This window comes from Flavobacterium amniphilum, assembly GCF_023634845.1.
Lineage (GTDB): Bacteria > Bacteroidota > Bacteroidia > Flavobacteriales > Flavobacteriaceae > Flavobacterium > Flavobacterium amniphilum.
Genome location: NZ_JAMLJL010000032.1, coordinates 1 through 13,017, shown reverse-complemented (window position 1 = coordinate 13,017; position 13,017 = coordinate 1). Strand labels below are relative to the sequence as shown.

10 protein-coding genes and 1 riboswitch are annotated in these 13,017 nt (G+C 34.4%); of the genes, 4 read left to right on the top strand and 6 right to left on the bottom strand.

Features of this window, described 5'->3' with window-relative positions:
- Nucleotides 1-480 precede the first annotated feature (480 nt).
- Nucleotides 481-942, bottom strand: a complete 462-nt coding sequence (locus tag NAT51_RS19360) for an Lrp/AsnC family transcriptional regulator (protein ID WP_250601728.1) — start codon at nt 940-942, stop codon at nt 481-483.
- A 176-nt stretch (nt 943-1,118) separates the two neighbouring features.
- Nucleotides 1,119-1,311: riboswitch (cobalamin riboswitch) on the top strand.
- 173 nt (nt 1,312-1,484) lie between these two features.
- Here NAT51_RS19360 and metE point away from each other — a divergent pair.
- The gene (gene metE, locus NAT51_RS19355; RefSeq protein WP_250601726.1) at nt 1,485-3,794 is read left to right on the top strand and encodes a 5-methyltetrahydropteroyltriglutamate--homocysteine S-methyltransferase; all 2,310 of its coding nucleotides are present in this window, start codon (nt 1,485-1,487) and stop codon (nt 3,792-3,794) included.
- Nucleotides 3,795-3,909: 115 nt separating this feature from the next.
- On the opposite strand, the gene NAT51_RS19350 is transcribed toward metE, so the two are convergent.
- The 5 genes from NAT51_RS19350 to NAT51_RS19330 form a co-directional block, all read right to left on the bottom strand.
- Complete coding sequence (locus tag NAT51_RS19350; protein ID WP_250601719.1) at nt 3,910-4,392, bottom strand: DUF6265 family protein; 483 nt, start codon at nt 4,390-4,392, stop codon at nt 3,910-3,912.
- Nucleotides 4,393-4,464: 72 nt separating this feature from the next.
- Nucleotides 4,465-5,280: a helix-turn-helix transcriptional regulator gene (locus NAT51_RS19345; RefSeq protein WP_250601717.1), complete on the bottom strand. Its 816-nt coding sequence runs from the start codon at nt 5,278-5,280 to the stop codon at nt 4,465-4,467.
- 438 nt (nt 5,281-5,718) lie between these two features.
- Nucleotides 5,719-6,507, bottom strand: coding sequence for a hypothetical protein (locus tag NAT51_RS19340; protein ID WP_250601715.1), 789 nt, complete (start codon nt 6,505-6,507; stop codon nt 5,719-5,721).
- Between the two features lie 5 nt (nt 6,508-6,512).
- The gene (locus NAT51_RS19335; protein WP_250601713.1) at nt 6,513-7,226 is read right to left on the bottom strand and encodes a hypothetical protein; all 714 of its coding nucleotides are present in this window, start codon (nt 7,224-7,226) and stop codon (nt 6,513-6,515) included.
- A 5-nt stretch (nt 7,227-7,231) separates the two neighbouring features.
- Nucleotides 7,232-9,226 (bottom strand): AHH domain-containing protein, encoded by a 1,995-nt coding sequence (locus tag NAT51_RS19330; RefSeq protein ID WP_250601711.1) that lies wholly within the window; start codon nt 9,224-9,226, stop codon nt 7,232-7,234.
- 350 nt (nt 9,227-9,576) lie between these two features.
- Between NAT51_RS19330 and NAT51_RS19325 the strand changes: the two genes are divergently transcribed.
- The 3 genes from NAT51_RS19325 to NAT51_RS19315 form a co-directional block, all read left to right on the top strand.
- Complete coding sequence (locus tag NAT51_RS19325; protein ID WP_250601709.1) at nt 9,577-11,289, top strand: AraC family transcriptional regulator; 1,713 nt, start codon at nt 9,577-9,579, stop codon at nt 11,287-11,289.
- 90 nt (nt 11,290-11,379) lie between these two features.
- Nucleotides 11,380-11,565 carry a hypothetical protein gene (locus tag NAT51_RS19320; protein ID WP_250601707.1) on the top strand — a complete coding sequence of 62 codons (186 nt, stop codon included), beginning with the start codon at nt 11,380-11,382 and terminating at the stop codon, nt 11,563-11,565.
- Between the two features lie 20 nt (nt 11,566-11,585).
- Nucleotides 11,586-13,017: S8 family serine peptidase (locus NAT51_RS19315; protein ID WP_250601705.1), on the top strand; the 1,432-nt coding region annotated here is incomplete at its 3' end.

The following is a 13,017-nucleotide window of genomic DNA, read 5'->3' as shown; positions in this document are numbered from 1 at the left end:
CAAAGGGTTGGCAGAGGACTATTGCGCTATATAAGTAACGAGCTTGGCGGATTTGATAGTTCACCTCTGCTTTCCTTTGAAAAAGATAATCATTTTTTATCTAAGACAAAGTAAAGGCGGATTTGCAATCCGTGCCCACAAAGAGAATAAAATTGAGAAAAATCCCAGTCGGTATGATTGGGATTTTTTGTTAGATTTGTTTTGAAGTAGATTGTGAGCACGGATTACAAATCCGCGCTATCGGGAGTTATGTTATTATTTTGCGGGCCGGACTTGCTAAATTCAGGGAAAGTGAATATCTAAGCCTTACCCTGTGCAATAAAGATGAGAGGCTGATTATAAAGAAAAGTGATTTTTTATATGAAAGGTATTGTTTTGTCCGGTTGGAAGATTACAATTTTTATGTAGTTCTCCGAGAATATAAAGATTCTATACAAAGATTAACATTTTGTCAGGAGTGACAAGCATCTAAGTAGTACCTCAAAAATTAATATTATGTGTATTCTTTATTTCTGACATCACAAAAGTACTGTGCGTACTCCCAATACTTTCAACTGAACCCAGTTTGTTGAATACAAAATCCTGGTAATGTTTCATGTCTTTGGCATATACTTTTAGGATAAAATCATAATCGCCCGAAACATTATAACACTCCACGACTTCGTCAATATTGAGGATATCCTGGACAAACTGATGGCCTATTTTCCTGTCGTGCTGTTTGAGTTTAATATTGCAGAAAACCACAAAACCCAAATTGAATTTTTCAGAATCCAGTATGGCGATGTACTTTTTTATAAATCCGTTATTTTCCAGTCTTTTAACCCGTTCAAAAACAGGAGAAGGGGATAAGTTTACCAACGAAGCCAGTTCTTTTATCGTGTGATTTGAATTATTGACCAGTATTTTCAGCAGGGATAAATCGGTTTCGTCTAATCCTTCCATAGAATATTTTTCTTTTAACGATGTAAAAATAAGAATCCATAAAGAATATTATGCTTTTAAATTGTATTTAAAAAGTTGTTTTTGCTTATTATTTGGTTTTTGTTAAGTTTTAAATTCTGCATCTGTACATTTGTAACGAATTTAAACTTCATAACAGAAGGGAAAGTTCCTTACATATTTCATCAAACGGAAAAGGTTTTACTTCGCTGTAGATTAATAGGGAATCGTGTGTAAATCACGAACTGTCGCGCAACTGTAAGTAACATACCAAAGTTTTCATCCATGCATATCCACTGCTCGTCCAGGCGAATGGGAAGGATGATGAAAACCGTTACAAGTCAGGAGACCTGCCTGTTCCGGATGACAATGCTTTCGCGATTTGAAGCTTTTGGTCAGACTGATGCATGTAACACAAGCCATTCCCTGTGGGATGTAAGGCGTTGTTTATGCTGCATTTTCTTCCATCACTTTTTTTCTGCTGCATTGCGAACTATTCGGGGAACTTTTTGCAATGATTATTAACCATTTAAAAAGTTGAGAAAATGAAAACTCACAACCTTGGCTATCCGCGAATTGGTAGCAACAGAGAACTCAAAAAAGCCTGCGAGAACTATTGGTCGGGCAACCTTTCAGTGGAAGAACTGATCAGCACGGGAAGGAACATCTCGGAACACAACTGGAAACAGCAACGGGATGCAGGTATCGAACTGATTCCGTCCAATGACTTTTCGTATTACGACCAAATTTTGGATATGTCCCTGACCGTTGGAGCAATACCCAAACGATACAACGAGATAGCGGTCAACAAATCCAACAATGAACTCGATTTGTACTTTGCCATGGCAAGAGGCTATCAAAAAAACGGATTGGACATCACGGCCATGGAAATGACTAAATGGTTTGATACCAATTACCATTATATTGTTCCCGAATTCTATAAAAACCAGGAATTTAAATTGTTCTCGAATAAAATCAGCAATGAGTTTGCCGGTGCAAAACAATTGGGAATCACTACTAAGCCTGTGATAATCGGACTGGTTTCATATCTGTTGCTCGGAAAAGAGAAGGAGGAAGGGTTTGATAAATTAGACCTGGTTAAAAACCTGTTACCGGTTTATATTGATATCCTGAAAGGGTTGAAAGACCAAGGTGCCGAATGGATTCAGTTTGATGAGCCGTTTTTAGCGTTGGACATCAACCAAAAGGCCAAAGAAGCATACGTGCAGGTGTATACTGCTCTACGGAAAGAATTCCCGCAACTTAAAATCATGATCGCGACCTATTTTGAGGGGTTGAAAGATAATCTAAATTTAGCAACAGCACTTCCGGTGTGTGCCTTGCATATCGATCTGGTCCGTTGTCCGGAGCAATTGGATGAGGTTCTGGATGCTGTCCCTGATACCCTTAGTATCTCTCTTGGTTTAATTGATGGCAGGAATATCTGGAAAAATGATTTGGAACAATCGTTGGAATTCATAAAAAGGGCTGTCGGGAAAATTGGTACCGATCGTATTTTGGTAGCGCCTTCCTGCTCATTGTTGCATTCCCCTTGTGATCTCGATCTGGAAACCAATGATAAAACACTGTCGCCCGAAATCAAGCAATGGCTGGCTTTTGCCAAGCAGAAAATCAGCGAGGTTCTTTTGTTAAAGGCTTCGGCTACCGGAGTCTTGAACGCGGATGATGTGATTCAACTCGAAGAAAACAAAACCGCTGCACAAAGCCGTAAAACATCAGCGCTGATTCATAATGAGCAGGTGAAACAACGGGTAAATGCCATCACGAAGCAGGATGCTGAACGGGAGAATCCTTTTCCGGTGCGTAAAATAGCACAGCAAACCGTATTGGGACTTCCGTTGTTTCCCACGACTACCATCGGTTCTTTTCCGCAAACGGCCGAGGTACGGAGCTGGAGGGCTAAATTCAAGAAAGGAGATATAACGGCAGTTGAATATGATACTTTACTTAAGGAGGAAACCGAAAAAGCAATCCGCTGGCAGGAGGAAATCGGTATCGATGTATTGGTTCACGGCGAATTTGAACGCAACGATATGGTGGAATATTTCGGGGAACAACTGGACGGATTCTCTTTTACTAAAAACGGCTGGGTGCAAAGTTATGGCAGCCGCTGTGTGAAACCGCCCATTATTTACGGGGATGTGTACCGGCCAACTCCCATGACGGTCTATTGGTCGGCGTATGCCCAGTCGCTGACAACGAGTCTGGTTAAAGGAATGCTTACCGGACCGGTTACTGTTTTGCAATGGTCGTTTGTACGGAATGACCAACCCCGATCGGTTACCTGTAATCAAATTGCCTTGGCGATCCGTGATGAGGTTACCGATCTGGAAAAAGCGGGTATTAAGATCATTCAGATTGATGAACCTGCCATCCGTGAGGGATTGCCGTTACGGAATACCGATTGGCAGGACTACCTGAAATGGGCGATCAATGCCTTTAAGATTTCGTCCAGCGGTGTAAAAGACCAAACGCAAATCCATACCCATATGTGTTATTCTGAATTCAATGATATCATTCAAAATATAGCAGATATGGATGCCGATGTGATTACCATCGAGTGTTCACGCTCGCAAATGGAGTTACTGGATGCTTTTGCCAACTTCAATTATCCGAATGAAATCGGTCCCGGAGTGTATGATATCCATTCGCCTAGGGTACCTTCAAAAGAGGAGATGATCCAGCTTTTGGAAAAAGCAAAATCAGTAATCCCGGCTGAGCAGCTTTGGGTAAATCCTGATTGTGGTTTGAAAACCCGCCACTGGGATGAAACCAAGAAGGCTTTAATCGCTATGGTTGAAGCCGCCAGGGAATTACAAAATGTATGCGTATAATTTAGTATCCGCATCATAATGAGAATAAAATCCCAGTCGTCACGATTGGGATTTTTTATTAGATTTGTTTTGAAGCTTGTTAGAAACACAAGCTTTCCACAGGCATAAGTATAATTTATTTATTTCCAACCACTCTTTTCATTGGAAATGTCTGCTTGCGTATTTGTCCGTTTTTTGTTCCTGAAATTTCAGCAACTAATGAGTCAGAATTGACTTTTGTATATGAAATTACCTGAGGAAAATCATGTTTCTGATTTTCAAATAGTATTTTGGTATCTGAAATTGTTTTTAAGGCAAAGCGAACCGGTAAGCCGTTGTTTTGATCCTTAACGGTCGGAATATAATAAAGGCTGTCCTTTTCCTGTACTAAACTAATGGTTTCGAGTGTGAATAAACCGTCTTTTTTTACCAAATAGCTTTCTCCTGAAAACTCAAAATCATTGACTTTTACCCAACTTTCGAACATGCTGCCTTTTGGTGTTTTATTTTTCCAGGTTCCGATAAGCCATTCCGCTTTTTTCAGATTATTTTCCTGCTGTGATTTCCATCCAATGGAAATAAGCATAATGACAATACCAACAATTATTCTAGCTTTCATCTTTTTTATAAATTATGTTTGAAGCAAAGTTCGGAATGCTTTTGATGCGATAATTGTAAAAATGCGACATAATTATTCGCTCCCGTAAAAAAGGGAGGATAATTTTAAATTGTCTCCATAAAACTCTTTAGGTGTAAACCCGGTGAATTCTTTAAAGTCTTTTATAAAATGGGCCTGGTCATAATATTCATTCTCATATGCTAATTCGGTAAAGCTTGTAAAACTGTTGTTTAGCATCATTTTGAGCGTGTTTTGTAACCTAATTGTTTTTGAAAGCTGTTTGGGACTTAATCCAATTGCTGCAGAAAATTTACGTTCCAACTGTTTCCGGTTTATATTTTTTTGCTTCGACAGTTCATTAATGGAAAGAGTTCCGTTTGCCATAAAAATACTTTCAATAGCTGATTTTACAATCCGGTCAATTGTTTTTGCATCGGTTAACTGATGCAATAAAAATGCCTCAATGTGTTTTATTCTCTCCAGTGCAGAATTTGACTGTAAAACATTTTGTTCTGTTTCAAGAACCTCTTTTCCAAATATCTTTTCCAAAGGGATTGCCTTATTTTCCATTTCTTTTATAGGAATAACCGAAAAAGGTAAAAAACCGTTTGGATGAAACCGTACCGAAAAAATACCGGTTTCCCCTGTTGACTCTATTTCAAGAGGCCTTGTCAGTTGGCCTATTACAAAGCACCTTGGCTGTACAATCGTTTCTTGATTTTCGATGTATTGTTTGTATAAATCCCCATAATGAAAAATCATTTCAAGGCAACCGTCAGGCACTATAGTCTGTTTCTCAGGTATCACTTCCCTGGGGCTTTCCAATGTCCAATAGCATTTTACAAAAGGATTTAAATCGGTGCCTGGTTCGTATGTTTTATAATCCATTTCTTTACCGGAAGTTTATGATTTGAAACTATAGCAAATATATCAAAAGCCTTTTTAACTGGTACAGATGATTATTTAGGTGGTACTGGTCGTTATTTAAGTGGTACCAAAGACTTTTTAGTATGGTAATGTTTTTAATATCTTGATATTGTTTTGTTTACGATTTAAAATTTAAAATTAGTACAACATAAGTATAACATTTTGGATGTAAATAAAGAACTCCGAAATTTATTTCGGAGTTCTATTTAAAAATTGATAACTTTTTTATTTTAACCAATTCCTTTCAAGGAATTCATCCAACTTCCAATACAATTTGACGATTGCACAAGTTAAAATTATCGATGCACAGATGTGTATTAAAGGAATCATCCCCATAAAAATATCTAACCAATCAGCTTGGGTCATTGAATTTATATTATGTATTTCCATATTGTCATTTTAATTAATATCCATTTTTTCAATCTTGTGAACAGTCACGGTGCCTTTTTGCATGCTTGAATATTCCAAAACCTCTAGAGGATAATATTTAGTAATAATTTCTTTATCATCAATTATTGGATGAAATGAAGATTTTATTTTATCAGTAACCCATAATTCCCTTGTTGTTTTAAATCCATTTATAAAAGAAGAATCTGATTTTTTAGCATCTGAAAAAACATACACAACTTTGAAGCAATCATAACCGCTTATTTTTCTGATTTTCTTTTTGTCTTCCTTAATTGATTCAATTTTATTATTTGAGTAAGTATATTTATTTAAAAAATCATTTGTTGCTTCTACCAGTTCATTTGGAGCTTGACCTTCTTTTAATTTTGGGATTACCGGATCATGATTTTCGTTGATATTAATAACCAGACTGTTTTGTCTTACACCATTACTCTCATAAGTCCTGATAATTTTATCTCCCTTATGCTCATGTGTAACTTTTGAAGTCCTTTTACTCATCTCTTTCAACAAACCATACATTCCATCATTATACCCCGTTAAAAGATTAAGTTTTAAAGTGTCTTCAGGTGTGCCATTCGCGATACTTTCCCTTATAAAATCTTCCTTTACTTGTTTCTTAAGTTCTGCCACAATTTCTTTTAAAGAACTTTCATAATTCTTTTCATCAAAAATGCTGTCTTTGCTGACAAAAACTATAGTTCCGGATTTAGGAACTATAGCTTTCTGGGCATTTGAAAGATTACTTAAAACAAGTAAAATCAATAAAATTATCTTTTTCATAATGTCTATACTTTTTCTACTTGAACAAAATTGTCTATTTCATCAAGCTCTTTGAAAACTAATCCTGTAAAACCTTGTTTTTCGATTTCATTTTTCAGATTTTCAGAAACATAATAGCCTGCATAAGGAACAAATGAGCAACGGAATAAATCTTTTGTCATTTTACTGTAATTAAAAACTACTTTCGTTTCTTTTAAAAAAGGATATCCAATCCCTATTCCTTTTAATGAATATTCTCTTGATTTATCTAATGAGTCTCCATCATTAGTGATTTTCACCTCTTGATTAAGATCTATTCTATTGTAATTCTCATCGTGTGAAAATAATTTAAATATAGATTTCTCATAATTTACGAAATCATTTTGTGGGTAATCAATATGCACAATATGGTATTCATAATCTTCGAGCTGCTTTTTAGCCTTTATCTCCCACGATTGGAAATCTCCCAAATATGGCTTCAAGAATTCGAAGAATGCTTTATCAACAACCAAATATTTGTTAATGGGAATAACAGTCATATCAAGTAAACTAGTTGGTTTAGTCATTCTATACAAGTATGGTACTGGAAGGGCTGGATTACCTTCAACCTTTCCAAATAGACCTTGCTCCGAAAAATCCTCACTTGTATTGGTTATTCCTATCCAGTCTTCTTTCTGTACTTGCAGAAAATGCCCTATTTCTTTTCGGTCAATTGAATTTTGTATTCTATAATATTTCATAAATCTTATGGTGTCCGTATTAATAATGCTATTTCTCCTAATGTCAAATTAGGGTTGTTTTCAATCAATGTTTTAATCTGTGCTGTATATTGAGTTAAGTAATCCCAAGCTAATTCTAAATTATCTCCTGCCCTGGTATCTAAAATAGCTAAATGTTCTCTGATTATTTCTAAATAAGCTGCATGTCCATTCAAATGAAAATCAGCAGGGATTGCAATACCGTTCGTTATATCATTCGGGTGCCAAGCCTTTTTAGCATCGGAAGCAAACTTTGCTGCTTTTTGGACTAATCGATTATTAACCAAACTATACGGAATAATATGATGTGCGTGAATTGCACTATTAGTAATATTTAACAACTTCCTTAATTGTGCCCTATTGCTAAAAACTATAGTTCCGTCTACTAATTTATAACTTTTCAGGATAACTTTCCTCCCTGAATTGCTAAAAACATATACACGCTTGCTAACTCTTGCAACCGCAGTCCAATCACCAATGAAAGGTACTGCTGATGCGAAACTCAAACCACCATTTACAAAATCCCCACTAAATGTGTACCATACCCCATTTGTTGCATCAAAAATAGGGCCTACAACAGGAGCCATTCCTGCAATATCAAATAATAAATGAATTGCTTCAGCTTGAGCCTGTAAAAGAACATTTGCTATCTCGAAGGCTGTAAATTGATGACCATCTGGGTAATCATTTAACATTATCATTGCAGCTTCCTGTATAACTAAAGCGTTATACTTTGCCATAAAACCAGCTCCAGCTGTTCCAAAACCCGGATCAATAGCGTCTAATTGGGGTTTGATAATATTATCTGCAGCTGAGTTACCAAAATTAGAAACATTGTTTGTTGCAAGCAGACTTAATGTTATTTGTAAAGCCAAATTATTCGTTTGAACTCCTTCTGGAGAAGCATAGGCACTTGGATCTGCAATTGTTGAATTAACCATTTGATTCACAAGATTCACATTTGCAGAAGCAAAATTGTTTTGAATCAAATATTGAAAAGCAGAAGCTTGGGTTAAATCAGTTTGCTCAGATAGCCACATGTAATTAAGACTTCTAAAATAATTTAGTGCTGACATGTACTGAGTAGCGTTACAAGTATTGATGTAATTTAATACCGGCATAGCAACATTGACATTTAATTGACTAAACTCTTCTCTTAAAAAGCCTAAATCTCTCAAAAAATTCGATTGTCTATCTGTAAGTGGCATACTTCCAATTGATGACCCACCCCCTCCAACTGGTGTAGTCAAAACCGTACCACTTCCACTTGTAGATGAACCTTGTGTTGTTCCTGTGGGTAATGTTGGCAATGGTGTGTATCCTGTTGAACAGCTACCACTACTACCTCCAGTATTACTACCTGTACCAGAACTACCGTTAGGAGAACCAGAACCACCAGAACCTTGTGGACATGGATTAGCATAAGTAACTACATAATAAACCACTCCATCCATATAAACGGCTGTACAATGATCTATAACTGTGTCACATTCCGGGTCAGTTACTTTTCCAACTATGCTAATATCGGGCGTTTCAGTAGGGGTGAAAGTTTCACCATTTAAGAGCTTTTCTTTTTCTATTTCATTTAAGTCATAAGTTGTTAAAAGGGCTTCATAAGATGAGTCTTCCTTCAAGTTAAATACAATATTTTCTAATTTTTCAGTTGGCTTATCTCTATATACTTTGAAAGTATAAGATTTATGTCCATTTTCGTCTTCAATTAATACTCCTTTCTCATCATCGAGATAAAAATCATTGATACTATCATACACAATCTTACCGGAAGACAATGATTGTTGCTTTGATTTAATCTTTTCGGCTTCTTGAATTAGCTTGGTGTTCTTTTGAACCAAGGGGTCTTTAAGTGATACTTTCGAAACTTTTAGATTTCCATTATTCGAAGTATCGTCGTAGGAATCTTTTTCACATGATGTAAACACCAATGTAGCTACCGTTAGGATTATAGCTTTCAGTTTGTTCATTTTTAATTTCATTAGCTTGTATATCATTTCACTTATCTACAGGCAGAAATGAATAAGTTTTACTCCTGTTTTTAAAATTTGTTAATAAGAGTTTATGAGAAAAAGGGCTCAGAAATTGAGTAGGTATTTCATTTCTGTTGAGGCAAATGTAGAAGGGTGATTTGAGCTATACAACATAAGTATATATCAATTCGCGAATTGATAGTTTGAATTCAGGAATTGACTATTTTTTAAACAACTTAGTCGTTTGACATATAGCTATCTGTATTTTTTGTTGTATTTTTCCCACAAATTATTAATACGGATTTAGAATCGCTTAAATAAGTAGATTTAGAACAAAACAGGATAACATGCACCGGAAAGAAATCTTTATATCACTTATCATTTCTCTTTTTTGTAACATTTCATTTGCTCAAAAAATTAATCAAATTCCAGATTCCTTAAAAAAGCTGAGTTACGATGATTTGAGAGAGAAAATTTACAATAATTCCAATAGCAATTTTATTCAGATTTTTATTTACGCCCAATCAAACTTATTGAAAGCCAAAAAGGAAAATGATATAAGAGAAATTATCTATGGCTATGATTTATTTGCAGAAATACACTCCGACTTTGATAAATCAATAAAGAACTCTGACACAGCTATTGCATTAGCGAAAAAAAAATACCCTAAAGCATTGCCTTACTTATATTCTACCAGAGGTTATATCTTTTATAATAAAAAAAGACTTAAGGAATCATTAAACTGTTTTTTGCTTACACTAAAAGATACCACAAATCTTTCTCGTCAGCTTCAGAACAACGTTAATTATTCGATTGGTATGATAAGAAAGACGCAGGGTCATAATAACGAAGCAATTTCTATATATCAACAATGTATGGAAAATGCCCTAAAAAATAATGATGATAATTATTTAAGGTACGTTTTAGGATTAGCTGAACTCTATCACAGGGTAAATAAAATAGACGCATCCGAAGAATTTACCAACAAAGGCATGATTACTTGCAAAAATTACAATTTTGGTAACTTTTATCTGCCCTATTTTATTTCAATGAGAGGGAAAAATCATCTTCAAAAGAAAAGGTATAATAAAGCTATAATAGACTTAAAAAGTGCTTTATCCAGTTTTCAAAAGAGTAATGATTTTTCTAATTATGCTGAAAATTGCTTTTATCTGGGAGAATCTTATTCTAAACTTAATCAAGATGATAAGGCAATCATTTTTTACAAAAAAGTAGATTCAATATTTACAGCAAAAAATGACATCGCTTTGCTCATAATACCTGCCTATAATCATTTAATAGATTATTACAAAAAGCATCAGAATTATAAAGAAGCAATGTATTATTCGGATCAATTTATAAAAGCCGACAAAGTACTGGATGAAAACTATAGATACATTACCGATAAAATCACTAAGAATTATGATATTCATAATGTAGTTTCTTCCAAGCAAACATTAATATCATCCTTAAAAAAGGAAAAAATTTCTTTAAAAAGCATTATCGTTTTACTGTTTTTCGGAATTATATCCTTGCTTGTGTTATTGTATTTAAATCATAAAAAAAGGGAAAAAGAAATTGAGAAACAAAAGCAACTGTTTGAAACATTTAAAAAGGAAAGAGAATTACAAATAAGTTTAAACCATGAACTGACGAAACCAATTTCTAAAAAAGCATCTATTGACAATATTGATGAAACGGTCGTTTCACATATTTTGGATAGTCTTCAAAAATTTGAAAAAGAATTAAGATTTATAGAAAAGGAATACACGATTGAAATACTCGCGTCTGAATTTAAAACAAATTCAAATTATTTGTCTAAAGTGATTAATGTTATAAAGGAGTGTACTTTTACCCAATACATTAATAATTTAAGGATAGAATATATCCTTGAAAAATTAGAAACCGATAAGAAAACTTTGAATTATACGATACAAGCTCTCTCCGAAATATGTGGTTACAACAGTGTCCAAACCTTTACCAGAGCCTTTACGGCATATACAAACATGAAACCTTCTAACTTTATCAAAGAATTGAAATACAATAATTTAAAAAACTAAAAACTATCAATTCATGAATTGGTAGAACAATATTTTTGACTACACTTTTTATTAGTATAGATTTACCAGATAATTTAAAATCAAATAGCAATGAAAAAAACAACTAAAAACCTAACATCTTTTCTAAAGCTTAAATTAGAAAATCCAAAAGCTATTTTCGGGGGACTAGCTGATGAAAATAACAACAATGGAAATGGTGATAGTGGAGGTGGTACTGACCCAATAAAAACATCTACCGCTGGAGGTGGTATGCATAACAGTAATGACCGCCCATAATTTTAATTAAGGCTCTCTTAATGGGAGCCACTTTTCTTAACAATATGATTAGACAATCCATCTATAAATTTATCTTTTTAATATTTTGCGTTTTATTATTTGGTATAAATGTTTTTGCTCAACAAAAACATCAACTAATTAAAATGCCAAAAGTCATTTATAAAAATGCCCTTCCTGTCGAAGTACGGGATCGTTGGCATAATTTAGATATTGAAAAAGATACATTAGCCGGAACCAGTTTGATTAGAGCTTATAAAGAACTAATCAAAAACAAAAAAGGAAAAGAAGTTATTGTAGCGGTAATAGATACTGATATTGATATTAATCATGAAGATTTAAAATCTGCAATTTGGGTAAATAAGCGTGAGGTTCCAAACAATGGAATTGATGATGACAAAAATGGTTATATTGATGATGTTAACGGATGGAATTTTTTAGGCAATAAAAAAGGGGAAAGCATTTGTTATGCCAATACTGAACCCGTAAGAGTATTGAATAGGTTGAAAAAGAAATACGGTTCTTTTAATACTTTCAACGGAAATAAAAAAGATTCTCTTCTTTATTTAAGAGCTACAAAAATGCTAAAAGGGGACTCAGAGGAAATTACGTTTCTTAAAAAAAATGCAGCCAATCTTCTTATAGAGTACAGAGAAAACTTAAAAAAAATAAATCAACGTTTTGGCATATCCACATTCAATTATCCGAGAATAGATAGCTTATACAGGAGAAACAGAAAAGCTGAACCCGAAATAGTTTCTAGTTTATTATCTATTAGGGATCTTGTTCGTTTAGGCTTAACTTATGATGTACTCAAAAGCGATAGTTTAAAAATTGAAGAGAAGAACAAAACGACTTATAATCCCGAATATTACGACAGAGCCTTGATAGGTGATGATGAAATGGATTTGAAAGACAGCCACTACGGTAATAACAATGTATCAAAAAATGCTAAATTAACGTATCACGGTACAATTGTCAGCGGAGTCCTAGGAGCTAACAGATCGAATAATATTGGTATTGATGGATTTAGTGACCAAATTAAAATAATGCCAATCATAGCTGTACCAACCGGAGGTTATGAAAATGATAAAGACATCGCTTTAGCCATACGATATGCAGTAGATAATGGAGCAAAAATTATCAACATGAGTTTTGGCAAAACTTTAAGCGCCAATCCTGAATGGGTAAAAGAAGCTTTTTTGTATGCTGAAGAGCATGATGTATTATTAGTTTCCGGTGCTGGAAACAATAGTTACAACAATGATGAAAAACACTTCTATCCTATTGATTACGACGAAAATACCAAAGTAGAATTTTGTCAAAACTTCATTAAAGTGGGTGGTATTACTTTTAATGGAGATAAGAAGTTTTTAGCAAGTTTTTCGAATTATGGCAAAAAAACTGTCGATGTATTTGCTCCCAGTTTTTTCGTAAAAACAACCGAAGCAAATG